Below are 25,005 nucleotides of genomic sequence, written 5' to 3'. Positions count from 1 at the left end.
AATTTTTATTTAGAGTTTAAGTAGGTGTTCTATCATTTAAAATAATCAAAGCACAAGCGGTAACAGCTATCTAAACATGCTGAAATAAAAAACGAGCAGCTTCTAGGTATATATAAAATTTTCAATCAAATATTTATCTAGAAAGTCCCACTATTAGGTTATGAGCTCTCACCGCTTTATTATTTTATTTATCCTTTAATTTCTTATTCAAAAATAAAATAAAAAAACAAATTGAATACATAAATGGTTGTTATTTATCCATACTATTTAGAAACAACTATTATTTTAAATTTCATAAATAACTCTAATAAGGTAGAAAAAATATGTATGAAGAAAAAATTGTTATTCGAAATCAAATTTCATGGCGCAGCATTTTCGCTGGTGTTATTGCGGTATTAGCCATTTCAATGTTGCTCTCTTTACTGGGTGTCGCTTTAGGCTTCGCTCTTTTAGATCCTGAATCTGCAACTGATATTAGCAATGGTTCAGGCACGGCAGTCACCATTTGGACTCTTCTTTCCTTATTGGTAAGTTTAGGTATTGGTGGATTTATTGCAGGTCGATTGGCTGGCACTGATGGATATATACATGGCTTCTTAGTCTGGGCCTTAGCATTACTGGTCGGTATTTGGTTTGGAGCAATGACCATCAATAATGCTGCCCGGTTAACGGGAAGTGCATTGAGTTCAGTGACTTCAGCAGCAGGTAGTGTTGCAACTGGTATTGGCAAAGGTGGTGTAAATTTAGCGAGTTTAAGTACTCAAGCCTTTGAAGAGTTAGTTCCTTTACCTGAATTAAAAAATGGTGATGTAAAACTCAGTGAAGCATTACAAAAAACAGGAATTAACGAATTACAACCCGATTATTTAAAAGCGCAAGGCGAATGGGCTAAAGATCAAATTAAAAGTGCGGCAAAAGATTTGGTTTTAAATCCCAATAATAGTGATCAAATTATTCAAAAACTTTCGGATACTTTGAAAAATCGTGCTCAAAAAGTGACTGATTCAATTGATAAAAATGAAGTCAGCCAAGCTTTAGCCAAAAATACATCTTTAACGCCTCAAGAAGCAGATCAGGCGGTCAATAATTACTTTATTCAGCAACAAGAATTTTTTAATAGTTTAGAGACCAATGTTCAAAAAGCAAAAATTCAATATATTCAAATGAAAGAAGAAGCAAAAGCGAAAGCTGCCGCTGCTTCCAATGCAGCCGCGAAAGCTGCACTTTGGTCATTTATTGGTTTATTTATCGGTTTAATGGTGACGGTGTTCGCTGGTAAATTTGGTGTAACTCACATTTCACGTCATCGCACCTTGATTAAATAAGCTTATTTAAAAATGTTTAAAAGTAAACCGATCCTGAGGGATCGGTTTTTTATTATTGTATGTATGCTCTACATTAAAATCAGGAATAAAAACTGGGATCAGGTACTTTTCCAGTCAGCACCCACTCCCCGACTTCCTGATATTTATAGTCAATCGGATCATGTAGCGTTTGGGTTCGTACATTACGCCAAAAACGATCTAAATTTAGTTGAGCCGTCGTAGCGCGTGCACCCATCACCTGAAAAACATTTTGGGTCACAAACAACGAAGTCTGGGTAGCCGCGATTTTTGCTGTGGCAATTGCAATACTGACTTCACCGCGTTGCTCTGTCGTCAGGTTTTCACCTATCTCCCAAGCGGCTTGTAAAATATCGACTGCTTTATTGGCCAATAAACGGACACTTTCCAGTTGTACATAAAATTCAGCAAAATGCTTTTGGGTAAATGGGTCGTGTACTGCATGTTCAGTTAAAGATTTTGACCATGCTTTTTGGCTTTGTATCGTTTGTTTTGCCATTTCAAATGCACCTTCTGCTACGCCTAAAAAGAGATGTACAAAAATCAGCTGCGCAAGCAATGGACGTAAACTGGAATAAGGCGTACTTAAAGGCCCTGGATCGACTAATAATTCATTTTGGTGGATTTTAACCTGCTCAAAATGGCTGGTGCCACTGTCTGTTTGGCGTTGTCCCATATTGTTCCAGTCACCTAAAAAACTGACCCCTTCACGTTGAGTGGGAATCACGCCAATCAACAATTTCCCTGCCTCGTTATAGCCAGAACATAACAACATATCTGAATCAATTGAACCTGAACAAAAGCTTTTATCTCCATGAAAAATATAATCTGTGTCTGATATTTTTGTTGCTGTGGTTCGTTTATCCAAGGGATTTAAAGTATTTCCCCAAAACAGATTCTCTTGCGCGGTTTGCTTAAACCATTTTGCATACTGAGCCGGTTGAGCAAACAACTGCACTGTGGCAATCAACAAATGGTGAAATCCGTAGACATGTGCCAATGAACTGTCCACTTGTGCAAGCGTTTGAATGGTTTGAAAAATGGTTTTCCAATCGGCATCGCCTCCGCCATATTGCGCTGGAATAGACAGTCCCAATAAACCACTTTGACGAATTAAATCACGCTCATGTTTTGGGTTCCCGCCTATTTTGTCACGTTCAGCTGCTGTCTGTGCAAACTGTTGTGCCAAGTGTTGCGCTATTTGGATTGGACTAGCATTTAAAAATGGGGATTGGGCATTCATAATCATATCGATCTATTTCTATATTTTTAGCTTAGCAGATGATGTTTTTAATCTTTATCTGAATGCCTGAAGTCTTTATATGCAAAATAAAAAACCGCCTGAATCCTCAAGCGGTATTTAACAACAATTTATACATGGGGATAGACTGTTTTAATTAAAGCATCTACCACTTGCGGTTCAGCCAATGTAGAGGTATCGCCTAAACTATCCAGTTCATTCGCTGCAATTTTTCTTAAAATACGGCGCATGATTTTACCTGAACGTGTTTTAGGTAAAGACGGTGCCCAATATAAAGCATCTGGGGTGGCCACAGGCCCTAGTGTTTTACGTACCCAAGCGACCAATTCTTTATGTAGCTCTTCAGATTCAGCTGTTCCTGATTGTAAGGTCACAAAAGCACAGATGCCTTGTCCTTTAATATCATGTGGCATACCGACTACAGCAGCTTCTGCTACGGCTTCATGGGCAACCAAGGCACTTTCGACTTCTGCTGTACCTAAACGATGACCTGAAACATTCAAAACATCATCAACCCTTCCTGTAATCCAGTAATAACCATCTTGATCACGACGTGCACCATCACCAGTAAAATATACACCGGGATAAGCTGAAAAATAAGCTTCAATAAACCGTTCTGGATCACCCCAAATCGTCCGCATTTGTCCCGGCCAAGAGTCTTTGATAATCAGATTACCTTCCGCTTCACCCGCTAACTCTTGCCCTTCCGCATCGACCAAAGCCGGTTGTATACCAAAAAATGGACGTGTAGCCGAACCTGGTTTTAAATCGGTGGCTCCCGGTAAAGGTGAAATTAAAATTCCGCCTGTTTCTGTTTGCCACCATGTATCAACGACAGGACAGCGGCTTTCCCCAACTACAGTGTAGTACCAATTCCATGCTTCTGGATTAATTGGCTCACCAACCGACCCAATCAAGCGCAGACTACTGCGATCACTTTCACGAACAAAAGCATCACCCTCACGCATCATGGCACGAATGGCGGTAGGTGCAGTATAAAGAATCGTGACATTGTGCTTGTCAACAATATGACCTGTACGCGCCCATGTTGGATATTGCGGAACACCTTCAAACATGACCGTGGTAGTTCCATTCGATAATGGACCATACAATACATAGGAATGTCCTGTAATCCATCCAACATCAGCGGTACACCAAAAGACATCGTCCTGTTTCAAGTCAAATACTTCACGAAAAGTACAATTCACATAGGTCAAATAACCACCTGTGGTATGTAACACACCTTTGGGCTTACCTGTTGATCCTGAGGTATATAGAATAAAGAGTGGGTCTTCAGCCTTCATGGGCTCAGGTGGGCAAATTTCATTGACTGACATAATTTCACTGTGATACCACAGATCACGGCCGTCTTTAAATTCAATCGGATTGCCTGTGCGATGTACCACGATTACGTTTTGTACTGATGCAGTCCCCTGAATATTTAATGCTGCATCTACATTTTCCTTGAGCGGAATCGGTTTACCGCCACGCATGCCCGAATCGGCTGTAATCACAATTTTAGCTTGACTGTCTTCAATACGATTTGCCAATGAATCAGGAGAAAATCCACCAAATACCACACAATGTACAGCTCCAATCCGTGCACAAGCCAACATTGAAATAGCGGCCTCCGCAATCATCGGCATATACAACACCACACGATCACCTTTGCTAATGCCGTGCTTTTTTAACACATTGGCAAAACGGCAAACTTCATCATGCAATTCTTTAAAAGAAATAATTTTATGCCGTGATGGATGATCACCTTCCCAAATAATGGCAGGTTTGTGCGGATGTTCTTTGAGATGGCGGTCTAAACAGTTGGCACTGACATTCAGTTCACCATCTGCGAACCATTCAATCTTGAAATGATTGGGGTCAAAACTGGTATTTTTAACTTGGCTAAAAGGCTTGATCCAATCCAATTTTTGAGCCTGCTCTGCCCAAAATTCATTAGGTTGCTCAATCGATTGCTGATAACGCTTAAAATATTCAGACTCTACTGTGCGAGCCGTGGTTTTAAATTGTTCTGGTACAGGATAAATTTCTTTCATAGTATACTTCCTTGATTTTATTCATCTCATCACGAAATGTTATGCCACGTTATTTATTTTATTGACTGCATATTCACAGTATGACGATTATTTTTCAAGCGCTTCAATTCGGCTTTGGTCGTAGTGTATTAATATAATTTAATACATAAACACTTTAAGTTCTGTTGTATTCACATAAAATGTATACAAATAAAAATAATATTATTCATATTTTATGGATAAATTTAAATCTTATTATTGACGCTTAAAATATGGTTACAGTAAGCAAAACAGCCAATTTTTCTTAGCTCAATCTCAATTGGAACAGGTATGAACCCACAAGATTCATCTCCATTTTTTTCATCTTCTCAAATGCAAAGCGCGGATAATCCTTTATCAGCAGCAGGTCGTTTTAGGCGTTTAAGTGCGATTGGCTGGTATGGTTTCATACATTTGGTCACTTTTTTTGCTCTATTCGCTTTTAATCTAGCGATCGGTCTTTTTAATCTAAATACTCGTTCTTTGAATTATGATTTTATACAACTGTTCAATAACCTAGCTGGGCTGGGTTTTATTGTGATTATGGTCGTGTATTTTTATTTTCTGATGGTGGTCAGTGTCCGTCGTTTACACGACATGAACCGAGGTGGTTGGTTGATTATCTTGTTCATCATTCCATTGTTGAATGTTTTTTTAGGGCTTTATCTCATGTTCGGTTCGGGCACAGCCGGCATCAATCGTTACGGTTTACCGCGTGATACAGCCATTTGGGAAAAAATACTGGCTTGGTTAATCATTATTATGACTGTATTAAGTCTCTTGGCTTCGGGTAGCTTCGTCTCTTATATGATGGATACAACTGAACTCAAAACCCCGCAAGAAGTGATTCAAAAAGGCACTGAATATTTTTAAACCCACGCAACACACATTGACAAAATGATTGGCGATACAGCGTATTGTGGGTTAAATTTTTATTGTATTTCAGGCAAAATGGCCTGTATTAAGCACAATTTGGACATCCCGTGGTGGAAAAAAATAATACTTTGAATGACGTTACTCAAGGAACATCACAACTTTTACATGAAGCCTCTGAAAAAACCACGCAAACCGTCATTGCACACGCAGCAAAGTACAATGATGCCTATTCCACCATCGACAAATTTGTCGATGCTTTTTGGGAACGTGTACCTTACTTATGTATTGCTATTATCGTTTTCATCATTTTTTACTTATTGGCAAAGTTATTTAAATTTTTTGTTCGTAAAACACTCTCTGACCGCTCTTATACCAAGCAAAATTTAGTCTTGGTGCTGAATCGAGTCGGAAGTTCGGCCATTATGTTTATCGGCTTTCTCATCGCCATGGTCATTGCTATTCCAGGATTTACGCCTGGCCAATTGATGAGTGCACTCGGAATTGGTTCGGTGGCGATCGGTTTTGCATTTAAAGATATTTTCCAGAACTTACTTTCAGGCATTCTAATTTTATTGGGTGAACCGTTTAAAATTGGGGATGACATTATTGTGTCTGGAATGGAAGGCACCGTTGAAGATATTCAAATTCGTGCGACCTATTTACGTTCACCTGATGGACGTCGAATCGTCATTCCAAATGCTACGGTTTATACCAGTCCAGTTACGGTCAATACGGCTTATCAACGTCGTCGTTGCGAATTTATGGTTGGCATTGGTTATGAGGATGATGTGCAAAAAGCCAAAGATATTGTGCTGCAAATTCTAGATCAAGACAGCCGTATTTTAAGCCAGCCAGGCTTTAGTGTGAATGTAACGGCTCTAGCTGATTTTTCTGTGAATCTAAAAGTGCAATGGTGGGTTAATACCACTGAAGTAGTCACTTCCTCCTCGATTAGTGCGGTGCAAGAAAAAGTGATTCGTGCTTTTGCCGAACATCACATTTCTATTCCCTACCCCGTACAAGAAGTCAAAATGTACCGTGGTGACCCATCTACTCAAGATGATGATTCAGCTCACGCCAAACAAACGACCTAAACTGTAAGCAATCACAGTTTCAGTCCGAATAATTCGGTTGCCCAAGCTTACCGCTTGGCAACCATTTTTGACCAGCAGATCAATTTCATAAGGGATAAAACCGCCCTCAGGGCCAATCAAAAGCGTACAGGCATGTTCAATCGCAAATGGCATTTTGCTCTGTGCGTAAGGATGCGCCACATAAGCAGGCTTTTCCGCTGTAATTAAACTGGGTAAAATATCTTCAACAAAAGGTTTGAAACGTTTATAAATTTCAATTTTTGGTGCAACCGTATCGCCTGCCTGTTCTAAACCTAAGGTCACATATTGATCCAATTGTTGTAAAAAAGGACTTTGCCAATAACTTTTATCGACTCGATAACTGTGCAACAAAATAATGTTTTCAACGCCTAAAGTCACACTGTCCATGATTAAACGACGTAACACTTTCGGACGTGGCATGGCTACAATTAAAGTGACAGGTAATTTTGCTGGAACAGGTTCGATCTGAATAGGTTTGAGTTTGACTACCTGCTCTGTCACCTCGACCACCTCAGTCGAGTAACGCAACCCTTCTCGAATGCCGACTTTTAAGGTGTTTCCCACTTGTATATCAATATATTGTTTTAAATGCTCAAGCTGACGTTTTGAGGTAATTGACCAAAGTTCAGATTCAGTTTGGCGTGGGTCTAACAGGACAATATTCATAAGCTATAAATTCAACTCTTAAAAGCAAATACACCTGCACAGCCACCTATTATTTCATGACTTTATTTTACGTTATGTAGGCGTTCCTACTTTTGACAGATGAGAAGCAAGGCTTCGCAAGAAAACTCTTTATTATGCCACCTCAGCGAAATAAATTTCAGCGTATCTACACAGAACTTTTAAAGATACTGATCAATCACTGCAATGTGCTTTACTAAAGAACCTGTATTTTTCGCCATGATTTGCTGTGCTGCAATATTTAATCTTTCGGCTTTATGTTCATCAGTCAAAATTTCCATTAAAACCTGAGCCGCTTGTTCAGCATTTTGTACCACGGTTACGCCGTCAACTGCCACAAACTCATCGACAATCGTTTGAAAGTTAAAATAATTTTTGCCTAAAACTGTGGGTACATTGAGTGCAATAGGTTCTAAAATATTATGCCCACCGCCGGGTTCATTTAATGAACCACCAACGAAACAAACCTGACTTAAAGCATACCACAACCACATTTCCCCCATACTATCAGCCAAATAAACTTGAGTAGTGGGCTGAATAGGGTCATCTAAACTGCGGCGTTGAACATTTAAATTTAATGCCTGAATCATCTGAAACACGTCATCAAAACGTTCGGGATGACGGGGTACGACCAACACCACAATGTCTGGATGTTGATTTAAATAAGGCTGTAAAGCCATCAGAAGTTTTTGTTCTTCCGGTGCATGTGTACTCGCAAGTGTAATCACTTTGCGGGAGCTTAAATTCCATGCGTGTTTTAATTGCTTGGCTTGCTGTATAACGCTTTCAGGAGCTGAGATATCAAACTTAATACTGCCCAAAACCTGACTTTTACGTGCAGGCATACCTAGGTTTAAGTAGCGCTGTAAAGTGGCTTGATTTTGCGCCAATAAAGCATCTAAACCATTTAACATGCCTTGAGTCAAACCTTTAACCTTGGCATAACCTTGCGCAGATTTTTCCGAAAGACGGGCATTAATCAGTAAACAAGGCACTTTAAAATACTGCGCTTGATCAATCAAATTGGGCCAGATTTCTGTTTCGACTAAAATCAATACTTTGGGTTGATATTTTTGATAGAACGCACGTACCAATTGTTTCTGATCAGCAGGCAAATATACCGCTTGAAACAAAGATCCATACGGTGCTTTTAAAAAAAGTGATTTGGCGCGGGCTTGACCCGTTTTGGTGGTATTGGTGACTAAAACAGGATGACCCAATTTTAAATAATGTTCAATTAATGGCTGTGCGGCATTAGTTTCACCTACCGAAACCACATGAAACCACATAGCATTCAAGTTTTTAGGTTCTTGAAATGGACCAAAACGCTCTAAACACTCCTGTTGCCACTGCTCCGTATCTAACGCACGTTTTTTAATCCGCCACTGATACAATGGCTTAAGGATTGATAATGCTGCGTTGTACCAAAAAGGAGTAGCCAAACAGGTTGCCTCGAAGAATATAGAATCGGCAAAATATAACAGAGCAGCCCACACATGTTAATGCGTTCTGCTCTGCAATGTTCATTTATTCTGTTTTATTTCTAAAAATTAGCTTTCAGCCAACTGCTTATTCATAAATGGATAATCGATATAGCCTTGCGCTACATCTGTACCAATCATATTTTCAAACTTCAATTCATTCAGCGGTTCATCTTCGACTAAACGTTCAAAAAGGTCTGGATTAGAAATATAGTCTTTACCAAAAGACACCGCTTCTGCTTGACCAGAAGCCAATAAATCCAATGCATCCTCACGACCTAAACGCATATTGGCAATATAAGGGACGCCATTGGCACGCGCTTTCATTTCTAGACTAATACTGTCATCAGCTAAATATTCACGAGTAAAGAAAAAAGCAATTTGACGTTGACCTAATTGTTCAATCACATAACCAAAAGTTTCTTTCGCATTCGCATCACCCATGTCATGCTCATCACCACGTGGCGCCAAATGAATCCCAACACGTCCTGCACCCCATACTTCAATTAAAGCATCCATCACTTCAAGCAAAAACCGAGCACGATTTTCAACAGAACCACCATAGCTATCTGTACGATGATTGGTCGATGTTTGCAAGAATTGATCAATCAAATAACCATTGGCACCGTGCAATTCCACACCGTCAAAACCTGCAGCTTTGGCACGGATTGCAGCTTGTTTAAATTGCTCAACAATCGTTTGAATTTCTGAAATTTCTAATGCGCGTGGCACAACATATTCACGTTTCGGACGGAGTAAACTGACATGACCAGCTTGTTGAACGCTACTTGCAGAAACAGGCGTTTCACCTTGCAATAAATCTGGATGCGACACACGCCCCACATGCCACAATTGCGCTATGATCAAACCCTCTTTAGCATGAACTGCATCCGTCACCCCTTTCCAACCCTCTACTTGAGCATCGCTAAATAGACCAGGAGTTTTCTCGTAACCATTCGCTTCTTCTGAAATAACGGTGGCTTCTGAAATAATTAGACCTGCACTTGCACGCTGAGCATAATATTCGGCCATCATCGGCGTTGGTACGCGATCAACTGTGGCACGACTACGTGTCAATGGTGCCATGATCACACGGTTTTTAAGTTGAAGTTCACCGAACTGAACGGGAGTTGAAAAATCTGTCATCAAGCAATCCTCTTACAACCTGCTCAGACCCATTGAGCCTAAAGTGCATGCTGTAAATGTTGTAAAAATTCTTCGATCAGTGCTTCATTTCGTGAGAAATACGACCATTGCCCATATTTGGTCACATGAATCAATCCTGCTTGTTGCAGGACAGATAAATGATTGGACATGGTCGATTGTGAGATATCCGCGATTTTTTCCATGTTCCCTGCACACACCCCGCGACTAAAATCATTTCCACATTCTTCTGGGGAAATAAAACGTTTAGGTTCTTTTAAACATTGCAGAATCTGACGTCTAATCGGGTTAGCTAAGGCTTTATAAATCGCTTCTGTGTCCATCTCATTTCACTCATGTTCATGATCAGCACCTTACCAGAAATCATTATATCTATTTTTTTCGATATTAATATCGAAAATTTACGATACAAGGCTTCTTTTTTGTAAACTGCTAAATTTCTGTACAACTTTATTCTATTCTAACACTGTCTGATCGAGGAATGGATTCACCTAAATCAGCATATTTTAGCGTTAAAAAAACAGAGGACTTACCTCTGTTTTTTCAGCACTAAACTTAAAGACCTTGTTTTAAACTGGCTTCAATAAATTTATCCAAATCACCATCCAGTACCGCACCTGTATTTGAGCTTTCAACACTGGTACGCAAATCTTTAATTCGTGAATCATCTAAAACATATGAACGAATCTGGCTGCCCCAACCAATATCTGATTTAGAATCTTCTAAAACTTTTGCAGCATCATTACGGATTTGCATTTCACGTTCATAGAGTTTTGCACGTAACTGTTTCCATGCATGGTCACGGTTGGCATGTTGTGAACGTTGGTTCTGACACGCCACTACAATCCCTGTGGGCGCATGGGTTAAACGCACTGCAGAATCGGTTTTGTTAATGTGCTGACCACCCGCCCCAGATGCACGATAAGTATCGGTACGAACATCGGCTGGATTGATATCAATTTCAATATTGTCATCCACTTCAGGTGAAACAAACACCGCAGAGAATGATGTATGACGACGGTTACCTGAGTCAAAAGGCGATTTACGCACCAAACGGTGTACACCTGATTCGGTACGCAACCAACCGTAGGCATACTCGCCTTCAACACGAATCGTAGCTGACTTAATCCCAGCGACATCACCGTCCGATTCTTCCATCAATTCAGCTTTAAAACCATGACGTTCAATCCAACGTAAATACATACGCAGCAGCATTGAAGCCCAATCTTGTGCTTCTGTACCGCCAGAACCTGCCTGAATTTCAACATAACATGGATTTGGATCCATGGGATTGCTAAACATACGACGGAATTCAAGTTTTGCCAATTCGTCTTCAGCAGTTGTCAATTCAGCTTGTACATCTTCAAGTAGACTTTCATCATCCGCTTCAACGGCCAAATCAAGCAGAGCTTGTGCATCATCTAGCTGAGTCGATAAACCTTCTAAAACATTGAGTACATTTTCAAGCTCGCCTTTTTCTTTGGCCATCGCTTGCGCACGTGCTTGATCATTCCAAATGTTGGGATCTTCTAATTCACGAAGGACTTCTTCTAAACGCTCTTTTTTCAGATCGTAGTCAAAGATACCCCCGTAATGTTTGACCACGGTCGTTTAAGTCTTTTAATTGGTTTAGATAAGGATTAATTTCCACGTAAATTACTCTCAATCAGAATACTGGGCTTTCAATAGCCCGCAATTATAACACAGAGCAAATATGCAATTTAAAAGCCTCGCTTTCAAATTAATAAACTTATGTTGACTGATCCTAATCAAACGTCTCAAGTCAGTTAAAGTTCATAATTAATCATGTTTTTAGAATCCAAACAGCGTTACTCAAAAACTTATTATGTTACAAAATGCTTGGGTTACGCCAAAAAGGAGGATGAAATTCATGAAATATTCATATTTTTAATAAAACAAAACATTTGAATAAACTATTAATTATCAATATTTTATTATAATTTAATTACACAAAATTACGTTTGCAACATTTCTGTAACCTTGCGATGATTGACCTGAGGTCATTTTACTTTAGACTAAAAGTTGTAACAAAAAATGTATTATTTTTAACCATCATTTTAAGGGGCAGTATCCATGAAAAAACTAGCAATAGCTTCAGCACTTCTTTCTGCTATAGCAGTAACAGGCACAGCACATGCATATCAAGCCGAAGTCGGTGCATCTGCTGGACTTATTGATCCTGACAATGGTAGTTCTAGCGGTTCTTTTGGTGTAGACGGTACCTACTATTTTAATCCTGTACAAACACGTAATGCACCAATGGCAGAAGCGGCATTTCTTGATCGTGCCAGTAACGTAAATGCACACATTAACTATAATGAAGTGGGCGATGATGAAGTGACCAAATATGGTGTTGGTGCTGAATATTATGTACCAAACTCAGATTTTTACTTAAGTGGTAATGTTGGTCGTCAAGATGTTGATTATGCAGGTGGTGGTGACTCTGATACCACATTATATGGTGCCGAAGTTGGTTATCTTCCAGCACCTGGCTTATTAATTGCAGCAGGTCTAAAAGGTTATGACAACGACAACAATGACGGCGTCGACCCTACAATTCGAGCCAAATATGTAACTCAACTGAGTAATGGTAATGACATTAACTTAGAAGCAGGTGCAGCATTTGGTGATCTAGACGAGTACAATCTTGCTGCAGATTACTTCATTGATAAATCATTCAGCGTAGGTGCTGATTATTACAACAATGATTTAAGTGATAACAGCGAATTTGGTGTCAATGCACGTAAATTCTTTACTCAACAAGTAAGTTTAGAAGGTCGTATTGGTTTTGGTGAAGTCGGTAATAACGACTACAATAAATTTGGTGTAGCTGCTAAATACCGTTTCTAATCCACCGACCTAAATAAAATTTTAAAAAGCCCATTTTCGAATGGGCTTTTTTATCTCTCAAGTGCTTTAAATCGTTTGGAAATAACAGGTAAAGCTTTCGGCCAAGCAGAATCTGAAGATCAAAATTAGATGCGATTGACCTGAGTTATTTACTCCGCTCTTGCTCCTAGCAGGAACTGATTCTTTTGGGATGGGTAACATTCCGTTGCTAAGCATTCAGATTAAAAACAGTAAAAAAACGCTCAACTGAGCGTTTTTTATTGTTCTAAATAAATAACTCTTAACTGCACACTGACCTTGCCATTAAATTCATTTTTACCCAGTTCATAGATCAATCGAACATGATCTTGCATGCTATTAAATTCAAATTTTTCATGCGCATTAAAGGCAATTGCTTCCACGATTTGGCCATTTTCTAAAATTAAACGCAGTTTCAAATGTATTTCTTTGAGCCAACGATAATCTACAATTTTAAATATCCCTTCAAAAATAGGAGATGGAAATTTTTGTCCCCACGGTGTGAGATTTTGTAGCTCATCAACGGTTTCTATTTGAAAGGCAGACAATGGCAATTCGCCATCTGTCCATAAAATTTCATTAAAAAGTGAAGTATCCATACTGGCAATAAATTGCTCAAACACCTGTTTAAACAAATTAAAATGCTGTTTTTGAATGGTTAAACCTGCAGCTGCGGCATGCCCACCAAAATGACTCACCAAATGCGGATATTGCTCAGCGATATGTTCAATGGCATCCCGAATATGAATTCCATCTATAGAACGTGCAGAACCTTTGATATGAATACCATCATCATCGGCTGCAAACACAATACTGGGACGATGAAACTGTTCTTTTAAACGCCCAGCCACAATTCCAATCACGCCTTGATGCCAATGGGGTTCAAATAAAACCAAAGCCGCTGCCATAGAAGTCTGATCTAATTTGAGGCGCGTTAGCTCAGCTAAAGCCTCTTGCTTCATCTGAATTTCAACTTGACGACGTTCGGTATTTAATTGGTCCAGTTGCTGCGCCAATGGATACGCACTTTGGATATCGGGTGCGAGTAAGCATTCAATCCCAATATCCATGGTTTCCATCCGCCCTGCCGCATTAATGCGAGGGCCAATTACAAAGCCTAAATCTTGTGCTTTAAGCTGCGCAGGCTCACGATTTGCTATCTCCAAAAGCGCACTAATACCTGCACGACATTGATTCTGCTGAATTCGTTTTACACCTGCATTCACTAAAATTCGATTGTTATAATCTAAACTTGCCACATCGGCGTAAGTACCTAAAGCGACCAGATCAAGATAGTCCGCGACTTTGGCAATCGTTTTACCTAATTGACGACGGTGACTCGACAAATTCGCAAGCAAATAAAATGCAACACCCACACCCGCCAAGGCTTTACTGGGAAATTCACATCCTAATTGGTTGGGATTGACCACTGCTTGCGCAGATGGGGTTGCTTTAGTGGTGAGATGATGATCGGTAATGATCACCTGCATACCATGTGCTTGCGCTTGCTCAACCCCTGCATGGCTTGAAATACCATTATCAACAGTAATTAATAGATCAGGCTGATAGCTCACAAAAGCCAAATCGGCAATTTTTGGGGTTAAACCATAACCATATTTAAAACGATCAGGAACCAGATAATCGACATCTGCACCCATTTCACCTAAGACAAGCACCATCAATGCCGTACTCGTCGCCCCATCGGCATCATAATCGCCCACAATGACTATTTTTTTATTTTCATCAATGGCTTGGTCAATAATTTGAATTGCATCTTGTAAGCCCTTCATATTGGGCGCCAAAAGATGCTTTAATTTCAACTCAAGCTCTAGTTCAGATTGCACTCCACGGCGTGCTAAAAGTTGTGCAATAAAAGGTGACACGCCCTGAATATTTTCAGGACGTGTCAGGAACGGTCTTTGCTGAATGAGAGGTTTAAGCATTTAAGGCATAAGCCGTTGTAATGTCCATGAATCCGCAATTTTTTCATAACTCAAGCGGTCATGTAAACGATTCGGACGACCTTGCCAGAACTCATAATAGTCTGGCACCACACGGTAGCCACCCCAAAACTCAGGTTTAGCCAATTCCAGTTTTTCTACAACACTCTTCTGCAAGTGTTCAAAACGCGTTTGTAACTCTTCACGACTCGCAATCACACCACTTTGTGGTGTACTGATATGCGCAGCAATTTGGCTTTCACGTGGACGTTTATGATAATACTGTGTCGATTCTTCTAAAGAAATTTTTTCAACTTTACCACTGACACGAATTTGACGTTCCAATTCAGGCCAATAAAACAACAATTCCGCATAAGGATTTGCAATTAAATCTAAACCTTTTTGACTATCATAATTGCTATAAAAGTCATAGCCTAATTCAGTTGCGCCACGCAACAACACAGTACGTACATGCGGACGACCCTGCGCATTCGCTGTAGCCAAAGACATAGCATAGGGTTCATGCAATTGAGCGTCTAAAGCAGCATTAAACCAATTCAGGAATTGCTGATGTGGATTTTCATCCACACTCGTTTCGTATAATTCACCTTTTTGGTAGCTTAAACGAAGCTCGCTTAAATCTTGAATCACATCATTCATAGTATGACCTTAAGCCGCATGTGAGCGTACAGCATCTGCAAGTTGATGGGCGAGTTGAGTCACTTCTTCAAGATTATCTCCTTCAACCATCACACGAATAACAGGTTCTGTTCCAGATTTGCGAATCAGTAAACGGCCTCGACCTTTCAATATTACCTCAACCTTTTCAAACTCACTCACCAAGGCAGGAACGGCATAAGGATCAAACATCTCTTGCAAACGAACATTGACCAAGACATTCGGTAATAAATGGAAGTCAGCAACCAATTCATGCAGTGCTTTCTTCTGTTCCACCATCACGGTCAAGACTTGTAAAGCAGCAATAATGGCATCGCCCGTAGTACTTTTATCTAAAGTGAGAATATGTCCTGATGGTTCGCCCCCAATCACCCAGCCATTCGCATCAAGTGCTTGTAAGACATAACGGTCACCAACACTGGCACGGACAAAAGGTACTTGAGCTTTCTCTAAAGCCAACTCTAGTGCCATATTACTCATCACAGTGCCGACGATACCCGCAGGCTTTTGACTGACTTGTGTGGCAAGAATATACAAAATATTATCGCCATCAATAAGTTGACCATATTTATCGACTAAAACTACACGGTCAGCATCGCCATCAAAAGCAATTCCTAAATCAGCCTCATGCTCTACCACTGCTTTTTGTAAATGCTCGGGATGCGTTGAACCACAATTTTCATTAATATTGAGACCATCGGGTTCATTATATAGCGACACCACTTTGGCGCCCAATTCTTTAAATACCGAAGGCCCTACGCTGTACGCAGCACCATGAGCACAATCCACCACAATCTTTAAATTGCTAAGATCAAAGTGATAAGGAAAAGTTGATTTACAAAATTCGATATAACGCCCATTGGCATCATTCACACGAATACTTTTACCCAAATTTGCGGTATCTTCAATTTTTAGTTCTTTTTCAAGTTCCTGATTAATCGCTTCCTGAATTTCATCAGGTAGTTTTTTGCCTTCACTTGAGAAAAATTTAATTCCATTATCATCATAAGGATTATGTGAGGCTGAAATCACGATGCCTAAACTAGCATGCAAAGCACGTGTTAAATGGGCAATCGCAGGTGTTGGTAAAGGCCCAAGCAAATGTACATAAACGCCTGCTGCATTTAAGCCTGCTTGAAGCGCTGCTTCTAAAATATAGCCAGACAAGCGAGTATCTTTACCCAATACCACAATCGGTTTACTTTTTTTACTATAATTTTTTAAAACTTTACCAGCAGCAAAACCTAATTTTAAAGCAAATTCAGGTGTAATCGGAAGTTCCCCAAACTTTCCACGAATGCCATCTGTACCAAAATAACTCATATTCTTACTCACTTCTTATACATATATGCCGATTTCTTAATCGACCATTTTTTACTGTAAATACTTTACACCAAAACCCAAAAAGCCGTCAGATAAATGACGGCTTTTCAGAAGCTTAATTACCAAAAATCAACCAACGCGATAATTTGGCGCTTCTTTGGTAATCGTTACATCATGTACGTGAGATTCTTGCATACCCGCGGCAGTAATTTTCACAAATTTGGCATTTTGACGTAAGTCTTCAATCGTCGCAGAACCGGTATATCCCATAGAAGAACGTAAACCGCCCATCATTTGATGCACGATATTACCCATTGGGCCTTTATAGGGTACACGGCCTTCAATTCCTTCTGGAACGAGTTTTTCTTGACCTGCTTTCGAGTCTTGGAAATAACGGTCAGCAGAACCTGTAGCTCCTGCCATTGCACCCAATGAACCCATACCACGATAGGCTTTATAGTAACGACCTTGGAAAAACTCAACTTCGCCTGGCGCTTCTTCAGTACCTGCAAGCATTGAACCCACCATAATGGTGCTTGCCCCAGCTCCCAAGGCTTTCGCCATATCGCCAGAGAAGCGAATACCACCATCCGCAATCAACGGAATCTGCTCTTTTAAGGCATTGGCAACGCTATCAATTGCAGACATTTGCGGCATACCAATACCGGCAACAATTCGTGTGGTACAAATTGAACCTGGGCCAATACCGACTTTTACCGCATCTGCACCCGCATCAAGTAAAGCTAAAGCTGCATCACCTGTGGCAATATTTCCGCCAATCACTTGAACTTGCGGATAGTTCGCTTTTACCCAACGAACGCGTTCAATCACACCTGCCGAATGTCCATGTGCAGTATCTACCACGATGGCATCTACACCAGCTTCAACCAAGGCTTCAACACGCGCAGGCGTTTCAATCCCTGTACCGACAGCAGCACCAACACGTAAACGACCTAAATCATCTTTACAGCTGTTTGGATAAGATTCAGCTTTACGGAAGTCGGTTACCGTAATCAAACCTTTCAGTTCGTTATGATCACCAACCACCAATACCTTTTCAATACGGTACTGCTGTAATAATGCTTGAATATTTTCTTTAGATTCATTTTCACGAACCGTTACTAAACGGTCTTGGCCTGTCATGATATTACTGACAGGCTGTTCCAAATTGGTCACAAAACGCGTATCACGACCTGTCACGATACCCACAACTTTGCCATCTTTTACAACAGGTACACCACTAATGTTATTGGCTTGAGTAATCGCAATCAGTTCACGAACAGTTGTTTCTGGTGTTACAGTGATTGGGTCTTTAACCATCCCTGCTTCAAATTTTTTCACACGACGAACTTCAGCGGCTTGCGCTGAAATATCCATGTTTTTATGTAGAATACCGATACCACCATTTTGTGCCATCGCAATTGCCATACGTGATTCTGTCACAGTATCCATTGCAGCTGAAACAAGGGGGATATTCAAATGAATGCCACGAGTAAGGCGTGTCTTTAAGGAGACATCTTTTGGGAGAACAGTTGAGTAGGCAGGGAGTAATAAGACATCATCGAAGGTTAGGGCTTCTTGAACGATGGTCAACATAACAGTCTCACTGGTAATTTCCGTGCGCTATTATAAACAAAAAAACCTATTTTACTCATGTTAATTTCAAACTGTGTTTAAAAATAATTATATATTATTGAATATTATAATTTTTTTAATTTAAATATAATCCTGTTGCTTTCCGCTTATGCTGATTCAAGGGATACAGAGTTTAACTGACCTGATCAAAACCATCTTCATGGCTAAGTTGTGCTGTATCAATCTGCATCAATGGAATCATTTGGTAAGCATGACGGGCTTTATTACATTGCTCATCAGCCATCTGCACTTCTCTACACGTTGAACTACGCATACTATAAATTGAACAACTGACCTGTTCGCCAACTTTACCTTCTAAAGCAGAACAATACGCTTGGGTTTGATTGGTACCTTGCATACATGAATATACTGGAGTGAGTGGTTCTACATAGTGCTCAGGGATATCAATTCCTTCGGCCCAATAAAATGACACACGAAAATGCGCACAGCATGCACCACAACTTAAACAGGCATCTTGTACAGAAACTTGAGACAACATTATTCTAAATTCTCGTTATCTAATTTATTTTTTAGGATGTGATTTTAAAAAATGTTGTTTTTAGACTCAAGTTATTTTTATATTTTATTTTCAAATGTGAGGAATCCTGACGCGTATTCAGAATTCCTCATCATCCATTCACTTTAGAAAAAATAATGTTGGACTAACGTTGAAACCCCGATCATTAAAAAGATAAACGCGCCAATTTTATGAATCAATGCAATAGGTAACTTATCCGCCAGTTTATCGCCAATAAATACTGCAGGTGCATTCGCAATCATCATACCCACAGTGGTTCCAAGCATAACCCAAAAAATACTATCAAAACGTGCAGCAAGCGCTATGGTGGCAACCTGCGTTTTATCGCCTATTTCCGCCAGAAAAAATAAAATAAAGGTGGCACCAAACACACCATATTTTTGCCATTTATTAATATGATCTGTTTCATCGCCTAACTCATCGGGTATCAACATCCATAGCGCCATGGCAATAAAACCCAGCGATACAATCCACAGTAAAATATTTGGACTGAGTACCGTGGTAATCCATTGCCCAAGTGCAGCAGAAACACCATGATTTAATAAAGTCGCAAGTAAAATTGCCAGTAAAATTGGAATCGGTTTACGGAAGCGGGCTGCAAGTAAAAGCGCCAACAATTGGGTTTTATCACCCATTTCAGCAAGTGCTACAATTGCAGTCGAGATCAGGAACTCATACATATGAACTTTCTCTGGCTAGCAAAATTTGCCCATGACTTACCGCTCTTGCTAGCCAAAATCTGCAGAGTGATAAATCAAAGGTCTTGCCAACAAAAAAAGCTTTGTGAAAAGCTGAATTGGTTCTTTGCTATGATGACCATGCTCTGTTGAACAATTATGTTGACCATCACCTTTTTACATTACGTAAAAAGCGGCTACTCCCCAATGAAGTGAAATGATTCTAATCTGAAAGCATATTTTTTTCAAATGAGATTTTTATTTTCGTCTACTTAATATCACTCAATACATTTTCTTCAATAAAAAACCCTGCCGAAGCAGGGTTTTCATAAAAATCTTAGACTAAAATCAAAGCAATAAAGTACGAATATCAGCCAAAATTTTGGTTAATTTGTTGGTAAAACGGGCAGCGTCAGCACCATTAATTACACGATGGTCATAAGACAATGACAATGGCAACATTAGGCGTGGGTCAAAACCTTGACCATTCCATACAGGTTGCATGGTCGCAGGTGAAATACCCAAAATTGCCACTTGAGGCCAGTTTACAAGTGGCGTAAATGCAGTACCACCGATTGAACCCAAGCTTGTAATGGTAAAATTAGCACCTTGCAAATCTTTCGGTGATAATTTTTTATCACGCGCTTTTTTGCTTAATTCACCCAATTCAATCGCAATTTGCTTGACTGATTTCTGGTCAGGGTTACGCAGTACTGGAACCGTCAAACCATCAGGGGTAGCTACCGCAATCCCCATATGAATTTCATTGCGTAGTAAGACAGACTTTTGATCATCTGCCAAATGACCCGCAAAATAAGGCTCTTCTTTGAGAAGATGCGCCAGCGCTTTGGCGATGAAAGCCAAAATGGTCAAACTAATGCCTTCTTTCTTAAAGTTACCTTTCAATTCGCCACGCCAAGCTTCTAGCTCGGTAATGTCAGCTGCATCAAACTGGGTCACTTGCGGAATAAAATTGTTCAATGACAATTGCGGTACAGAAACCTGTTGCAAGCGTGTCATCGCTTTTTCTTCTACACCACCAAAAGCACTAAAATCAGGTAGTTTTGGTAAACCTGGAACTGCTGCTGTAGCTTGCGCTACAGGGGCTGCTTGAGGTGCCGTCAAACGTGTTTTTACATACGTCACCAAATCTTGCTTCATTAAGCGTTCATGTGGACCAGAAGCCTTAACATCTGCTAACACCACACCTAATTCACGTGCAAGCTTACGTACCGCAGGGCCAGCATAAACTTTAGCATTGGCTGCACTTTGTTCTTTGGTTAACTTGTCTACATTTGAGCTTGCACTTACATTTTGTGCTTGAGGCGCAGCTGTCGATTGTACTGATGCATTCGCAGCCTTCACTGGAGTTGCAGGGGTTGCTTGAGCAGTATTTTTTGCTGAAGTTGCCTTTTTAACTTGTCCTTCAATCGTGACCAACGCAGCACCTTGGCTGACGTTTTGTCCCATTTCAACATGAATGGCCGTAATCACACCCGCTGTTGAACTTGGTACTTCTACTGTGGCTTTATCAGATTCCACCACAATAATACTTTGATCTGCTTCAACACTATCACCGACTTTCACTAAAATCTCAGCGACTGCCGCTTTATCTACACCTAAATCGGGCACAGTAACTTCAATGACACCACTTTGCACAGCAGCAGACTCTTGCTCTGTTTCAGATTCTGTAGTGACTGGTTGCTGTGTCGTTTCAGGTTGCTCTGTTTTAACTGGAGCCTCAGCAGCAGTGACTGTCGTGGTTTTCACTTTCAGTAAAACCACGCCCTCTTTTACCGTGTCGCCTTCTTGAATTTCAACACTTTCTACAATACCTGAAACCGTACTCGGTACTTCTACAGTTGCTTTGTCAGATTCAACCACGACAATACTTTGATCAAGATCAATAGTATCGCCAGCTTTCACTAGAATTTCACCCACCAAAGCTTTTTCTACACCAATATCTGGCAACTTAACGTCAACCAAAGTCGAAGTAGACGGCTGAGCAGAAGCTGAAGACGACTGTGTTGTCAATTCTGACTGAATGTCCTCATCGGGCAAAGTGGTTGGAGTATTTTCCAAAGTTTTTTCTGAGGCATCAGCTTTTTGAGTTTCAGTTGCCGAGCCATCTTCTGCTTCAAGCTCAACCAAAGCTGCACCTTCGGTGACTTCATCACCCAAAGTCACCAAAATGCTTTTAACTACACCTGCCGAAGTGCTAGGCACTTCAACAGAGGCTTTGTCCGACTCAAGTAAAACAATACTTTCATCGATGGCAATGGTGTCACCCACTTTGACCAAAATTTCTGCAACCGTTGCTTTATCTACGCCAATATCTGGAGTCATAATTTGCATGATTAGTTCTCCTCTTTGTAGTCAGCAACCGCATGAAGCTCTGGATGCGTTTGTGGCAACCAAGCCATTGGACGGTCTGTATCTAATTCAAAGCTAGAAATCGCATCTTTCACTAAACGCGCATCAACTTCGCCTTCATCTGCCAATTTTTTCAAAGTGGCTACAACAATATGCGCAGCATCAACACCGAAATAACTACGTAAATTTGCGCGTGTATCTGAACGACCATACCCATCTGTACCAAGTGCTACAAATGGACGGCTGTCTGGAAGATAGGCACGAATTTGTTCACTATAAGCACGCATGTGGTCTGTAGCCGACACCACGATACCCTTGGTGCTACGAAGTTGCTTCGAGATCCAAGATTCTTTTGCTGTTTCAGCCATTGGATGTAAACGGTTGTATTCTTCACATGCCATACCGTCACGTGCCAGTTCGTTAAAGCTCGTTACGCTATACACGTTCGAATGAATTTGGTATTCGTCACGTAAAATTTGTGCTGCTTTAATCACTTCACGAAGAATTACGCCTGAACCCATCAACTGTACAGTGGCTTTCTCATCTTCTTGCAGTAAGTACATACCACGTTTGATGCCTTCCTCAGCACCTTGTGGCATTTCAGGATGCTCATAATTTTCGTTCATTACCGTTAAGTAATAGAACACACGCTCTTGGTTGACATACATACGTTGTAAACCGTCATGCACGATCACAGCAAGTTCATAACCAAAACATGGGTCATAAGAAATACAGTTTGGAATGGTATTCGCAAGAATGTGCGAGTGACCATCTTGGTGTTGTAAGCCTTCACCGTTTAATGTTGTACGACCAGCAGTTGCACCTAACAAGAAACCTTGTGCCTGTGCATCGCCTGCTGCCCATGCAATATCTCCAATACGTTGGAAACCAAACATTGAGTAGTACATGTACATTGGAATCATCGGCAGATTATTGGTTGAATAACTGGTTGCCAACGCCGCCCATGCACTCATCGCGCCGGCTTCGTTAATCCCTTCCTGAAGCATGTGACCATCTTTGGCTTCACGATAATGCATTAACTGTTCTTGGTCTTCAGGCGTATATTTTTGACCGTGAGCAGCATAAATACCCAACTGACGGAACATACCTTCCAAACCAAATGTACGTGCTTCATCTGGCACAATCGGTACAACGCGATCTTTAATGGCTTTTTCTTTCAGTAATGCTGAAATCAAACGTACCATCACCATGGTTGTAGATTGTTCTTTACCGCCACTCCCCTTCAGCACTGCATCAAATACAGACAACTCAGGAATTGCAAGCTGCGCACTTTCTTTACGGCGCGCAGGTAAATAACCACCCAATGCTTCACGACGTGCTTTCATGTATTTTAATTCAGGCGAATTTTCGCTTGGACGATAGAAAGGCACTTCTTCTAATTGATCATCGTTAATGGGTAAATTAAAACGGTCACGTACATATTTTAAAGATTCAATTTGCATCTTTTTAATTTGATGCGTTTTATTCACCGCTTCAATTTCTTCAGATAAACCGTAACCTTTCACTGTTTTCGCAAGAATAACCGTCGGTTGACCTTTAGCGGTACATGCTTCTGCATAAGCCGCAAATACTTTGTATGGATCATGGCCACCACGATTTAGATTATCAATATCTTCATCGCTTAAATCCTTTACCAGTTCCGCAGCTTCAGGATACTTACCAAAGAATTTTTCACGTGTATAGGCGCCACCTTTTACTTGATAACGTTGGAAATCACCATCGACTGCTTCTTCCATTATCGCTTGAAGTGCGCCCGTATTATCTTTGTCCAACAATGGATCCCAATGACGACCCCAGACCACTTTAATGACACGCCAACCTGCGCCACGGAACAACGACTCAAGTTCTTGAATAATCTTACCATTACCACGTACAGGGCCATCTAGACGCTGTAAGTTACAGTTCACCACCCAAATGAGGTTATCTAACTTTTCACGACCTGCCAATGAAATTGCGCCTAAGCTTTCTGGCTCATCCATTTCACCATCGCCTAAATAAGCCCAAACTTTACGGTCTTCTTCTTTAATTAGGCCACGGTTCATCAAGTACTTTTGAATATGTGCTTGATAAATTGACATGATTGGACCTAAGCCCATCGATACAGTCGGAAATTGCCAATAGTCTGGCATTAAATAAGGATGTGGGTAACTTGGTAGACCAATACCGCCAACTTCACGACGGAAATTATCTAAATGCTCTTCGGTTAAACGGCCTTCAAGGAAGGAACGCGCATAAATACCCGGTGCACAATGACCTTGATAATAGATCATGTCACCGCCAAAGCTATCACTATTGGCACGGAAGAAATGATTAAAACCGACATCATATAAAGTTGCAGAAGATGCGAAGCTGGCCAAATGACCACCTAAATCGTCCCCTGTTTTATTGGCACGTAATACCATGGCCAAAGCATTCCAACGAATCAAGGCACGAATACGTCGTTCCATATCTTGATCCCCTGGCATCGCCGGAGTTTCTTCAACTGAAATCGTATTGCGGTAAGGAGTATTTAGACGCTGAATGGGAACATGCGTGGCAATCGCGCGCTGATAAAGCTTTTCTAATAAAAATGCCGCTCGTTCCGTGCCCATGTGCTGTAGAACCGAGTCAAAAGCATCTTGCCATTCTTGGGTTTCTTGCGCGTCGGTATCGCCATAATACGCCATATTCCACCTGTTCCTTGAACCTAATTATATTCTCTATATGTACCATACTTTAGTCGGTTTCAGTTATTGCCACAGCTGAATACGGAATAGCACTAATATTTAGAAAATAAATACCCATTGACTCTTCTTTACGCAACACAACAAAAAACCGCCAATCATGGCGGTTTTTTATACAATTTATTAACCTGTAAATGATAGAGTTAAATCTCGAAGCCTAATCGGTTTAGATTTATATTCTTTAATACAGCTAAATTGTTTCAATCAAAGGC

19 protein-coding genes and 1 riboswitch are annotated in these 25,005 nt (G+C 40.5%); of the genes, 4 read left to right on the top strand and 15 right to left on the bottom strand.

Features of this window, described 5'->3' with window-relative positions; all coding sequences use genetic code 11:
* Window positions 1-323 precede the first annotated feature (323 nt).
* Window positions 324-1,325, top strand: coding sequence for a TIGR04086 family membrane protein (locus GA0116959_RS08115; protein ID WP_092720098.1), 1,002 nt, complete (start codon window positions 324-326; stop codon window positions 1,323-1,325).
* Window positions 1,326-1,404: 79 nt separating this feature from the next.
* Here the strand turns inward: GA0116959_RS08115 and GA0116959_RS08110 are convergent, their stop codons facing one another.
* Both GA0116959_RS08110 and acs read right to left on the bottom strand, forming a co-directional pair.
* Window positions 1,405-2,586, bottom strand: a complete 1,182-nt coding sequence (locus tag GA0116959_RS08110; protein ID WP_092720187.1) for an acyl-CoA dehydrogenase family protein — start codon at window positions 2,584-2,586, stop codon at window positions 1,405-1,407.
* Between the two features lie 128 nt (window positions 2,587-2,714).
* Window positions 2,715-4,658: an acetate--CoA ligase gene (gene acs / locus GA0116959_RS08105; protein WP_053579280.1), complete on the bottom strand. Its 1,944-nt coding sequence runs from the start codon at window positions 4,656-4,658 to the stop codon at window positions 2,715-2,717.
* A 309-nt stretch (window positions 4,659-4,967) separates the two neighbouring features.
* Between acs and GA0116959_RS08100 the strand changes: the two genes are divergently transcribed.
* A complete protein-coding gene (locus GA0116959_RS08100) occupies window positions 4,968-5,549 on the top strand; it encodes a DUF805 domain-containing protein (protein ID WP_092720096.1) in 582 nt (193 codons plus the stop codon).
* Window positions 5,550-5,659: 110 nt separating this feature from the next.
* Window positions 5,660-6,646: a mechanosensitive ion channel family protein gene (locus GA0116959_RS08095; protein ID WP_092720095.1), complete on the top strand. Its 987-nt coding sequence runs from the start codon at window positions 5,660-5,662 to the stop codon at window positions 6,644-6,646.
* On the opposite strand, the gene GA0116959_RS08090 is transcribed toward GA0116959_RS08095, so the two are convergent.
* From GA0116959_RS08090 to prfB, 5 genes are all read right to left on the bottom strand, one after another.
* On the bottom strand, window positions 6,620-7,333 hold the full coding sequence (locus GA0116959_RS08090) for a 16S rRNA (uracil(1498)-N(3))-methyltransferase (RefSeq protein WP_092720093.1): 714 nt from the start codon (window positions 7,331-7,333) through the stop codon (window positions 6,620-6,622). The genes GA0116959_RS08095 and GA0116959_RS08090 overlap by 27 nt on opposite strands.
* A gap of 179 nt (window positions 7,334-7,512) precedes the next feature.
* Entirely contained in the window at window positions 7,513-8,793 is a 1,281-nt protein-coding gene (locus GA0116959_RS08085; RefSeq protein ID WP_092720091.1) for a 3-deoxy-D-manno-octulosonic acid transferase, read from the bottom strand.
* A gap of 108 nt (window positions 8,794-8,901) precedes the next feature.
* On the bottom strand, window positions 8,902-9,978 hold the full coding sequence (locus tag GA0116959_RS08080; protein WP_092720089.1) for an alkene reductase: 1,077 nt from the start codon (window positions 9,976-9,978) through the stop codon (window positions 8,902-8,904).
* A gap of 38 nt (window positions 9,979-10,016) precedes the next feature.
* Complete coding sequence (locus GA0116959_RS08075; protein WP_092720088.1) at window positions 10,017-10,319, bottom strand: ArsR/SmtB family transcription factor; 303 nt, start codon at window positions 10,317-10,319, stop codon at window positions 10,017-10,019.
* Between the two features lie 232 nt (window positions 10,320-10,551).
* Window positions 10,552-11,647 (bottom strand): peptide chain release factor 2 gene (gene prfB / locus GA0116959_RS08070; RefSeq protein ID WP_141684227.1). Its coding sequence is split into 2 segments (ribosomal slippage): window positions 10,552-11,574 and window positions 11,576-11,647, totalling 1,095 coding nucleotides; the frame shifts between segments, so codons are not numbered across the junction.
* A gap of 443 nt (window positions 11,648-12,090) precedes the next feature.
* Between prfB and GA0116959_RS08065 the strand changes: the two genes are divergently transcribed.
* On the top strand, window positions 12,091-12,867 hold the full coding sequence (locus GA0116959_RS08065; protein ID WP_053579272.1) for a putative porin: 777 nt from the start codon (window positions 12,091-12,093) through the stop codon (window positions 12,865-12,867).
* 257 nt (window positions 12,868-13,124) lie between these two features.
* Here the strand turns inward: GA0116959_RS08065 and recJ are convergent, their stop codons facing one another.
* The 8 genes from recJ to aceE form a co-directional block, all read right to left on the bottom strand.
* A complete protein-coding gene (recJ, locus tag GA0116959_RS08060; RefSeq protein WP_092720086.1) occupies window positions 13,125-14,828 on the bottom strand; it encodes a single-stranded-DNA-specific exonuclease RecJ in 1,704 nt (567 codons plus the stop codon).
* The gene (pdxH, locus tag GA0116959_RS08055) at window positions 14,829-15,485 is read right to left on the bottom strand and encodes a pyridoxamine 5'-phosphate oxidase (protein ID WP_053579270.1); all 657 of its coding nucleotides are present in this window, start codon (window positions 15,483-15,485) and stop codon (window positions 14,829-14,831) included.
* A gap of 9 nt (window positions 15,486-15,494) precedes the next feature.
* A complete protein-coding gene (gene glmM, locus GA0116959_RS08050; RefSeq protein WP_053579269.1) occupies window positions 15,495-16,826 on the bottom strand; it encodes a phosphoglucosamine mutase in 1,332 nt (443 codons plus the stop codon).
* Window positions 16,827-16,955: 129 nt separating this feature from the next.
* Window positions 16,956-18,422 (bottom strand): IMP dehydrogenase, encoded by a 1,467-nt coding sequence (guaB, locus tag GA0116959_RS08045; RefSeq protein WP_053579268.1) that lies wholly within the window; start codon window positions 18,420-18,422, stop codon window positions 16,956-16,958.
* A 172-nt stretch (window positions 18,423-18,594) separates the two neighbouring features.
* Window positions 18,595-18,960 carry a YkgJ family cysteine cluster protein gene (locus GA0116959_RS08040; protein WP_092720084.1) on the bottom strand — a complete coding sequence of 122 codons (366 nt, stop codon included), beginning with the start codon at window positions 18,958-18,960 and terminating at the stop codon, window positions 18,595-18,597.
* Between the two features lie 143 nt (window positions 18,961-19,103).
* Window positions 19,104-19,679, bottom strand: coding sequence for a TMEM165/GDT1 family protein (locus GA0116959_RS08035; RefSeq protein ID WP_053579266.1), 576 nt, complete (start codon window positions 19,677-19,679; stop codon window positions 19,104-19,106).
* A 72-nt stretch (window positions 19,680-19,751) separates the two neighbouring features.
* A riboswitch (yybP-ykoY riboswitch) is annotated at window positions 19,752-19,894 on the bottom strand.
* Window positions 19,895-20,024: 130 nt separating this feature from the next.
* Complete coding sequence (locus GA0116959_RS08030) at window positions 20,025-22,031, bottom strand: 2-oxo acid dehydrogenase subunit E2 (protein WP_092720082.1); 2,007 nt, start codon at window positions 22,029-22,031, stop codon at window positions 20,025-20,027.
* A gap of 2 nt (window positions 22,032-22,033) precedes the next feature.
* Window positions 22,034-24,736: a pyruvate dehydrogenase (acetyl-transferring), homodimeric type gene (gene aceE, locus GA0116959_RS08025; RefSeq protein ID WP_092720080.1), complete on the bottom strand. Its 2,703-nt coding sequence runs from the start codon at window positions 24,734-24,736 to the stop codon at window positions 22,034-22,036.
* Window positions 24,737-25,005: the final 269 nt, after the last annotated feature.

It is taken from the genome of Acinetobacter albensis, assembly GCF_900095025.1.
Classification (GTDB): domain Bacteria; phylum Pseudomonadota; class Gammaproteobacteria; order Pseudomonadales; family Moraxellaceae; genus Acinetobacter; species Acinetobacter albensis.
This window is presented reverse-complemented; position numbering and strand designations above follow the sequence as displayed.

Excerpts from the sequence above, each read along its gene's own strand:
- GA0116959_RS08115 (WP_092720098.1), top strand. The coding sequence starts at position 324 with ATGTATGAAGAAAAAATTGTTATTCGAAATCAAATTTCATGGCGCAGC.
- GA0116959_RS08110 (WP_092720187.1), bottom strand. The coding sequence starts at position 2,586 with ATGAATGCCCAATCCCCATTTTTAAATGCTAGTCCAATCCAAATAGCG.
- acs (WP_053579280.1), bottom strand. The coding sequence starts at position 4,658 with ATGAAAGAAATTTATCCTGTACCAGAACAATTTAAAACCACGGCTCGC.
- GA0116959_RS08100 (WP_092720096.1), top strand. The coding sequence starts at position 4,968 with ATGAACCCACAAGATTCATCTCCATTTTTTTCATCTTCTCAAATGCAA.
- GA0116959_RS08090 (WP_092720093.1), bottom strand. The coding sequence starts at position 7,333 with ATGAATATTGTCCTGTTAGACCCACGCCAAACTGAATCTGAACTTTGG.
- GA0116959_RS08080 (WP_092720089.1), bottom strand. The coding sequence starts at position 9,978 with ATGACAGATTTTTCAACTCCCGTTCAGTTCGGTGAACTTCAACTTAAA.
- GA0116959_RS08075 (WP_092720088.1), bottom strand. The coding sequence starts at position 10,319 with ATGGACACAGAAGCGATTTATAAAGCCTTAGCTAACCCGATTAGACGT.
- GA0116959_RS08065 (WP_053579272.1), top strand. The coding sequence starts at position 12,091 with ATGAAAAAACTAGCAATAGCTTCAGCACTTCTTTCTGCTATAGCAGTA.
- recJ (WP_092720086.1), bottom strand. The coding sequence starts at position 14,828 with ATGCTTAAACCTCTCATTCAGCAAAGACCGTTCCTGACACGTCCTGAA.
- pdxH (WP_053579270.1), bottom strand. The coding sequence starts at position 15,485 with ATGAATGATGTGATTCAAGATTTAAGCGAGCTTCGTTTAAGCTACCAA.
- glmM (WP_053579269.1), bottom strand. The coding sequence starts at position 16,826 with ATGAGTTATTTTGGTACAGATGGCATTCGTGGAAAGTTTGGGGAACTT.
- guaB (WP_053579268.1), bottom strand. The coding sequence starts at position 18,422 with ATGTTGACCATCGTTCAAGAAGCCCTAACCTTCGATGATGTCTTATTA.
- GA0116959_RS08040 (WP_092720084.1), bottom strand. The coding sequence starts at position 18,960 with ATGTTGTCTCAAGTTTCTGTACAAGATGCCTGTTTAAGTTGTGGTGCA.
- GA0116959_RS08035 (WP_053579266.1), bottom strand. The coding sequence starts at position 19,679 with ATGTATGAGTTCCTGATCTCGACTGCAATTGTAGCACTTGCTGAAATG.
- GA0116959_RS08030 (WP_092720082.1), bottom strand. The coding sequence starts at position 22,031 with ATGCAAATTATGACTCCAGATATTGGCGTAGATAAAGCAACGGTTGCA.
- aceE (WP_092720080.1), bottom strand. The coding sequence starts at position 24,736 with ATGGCGTATTATGGCGATACCGACGCGCAAGAAACCCAAGAATGGCAA.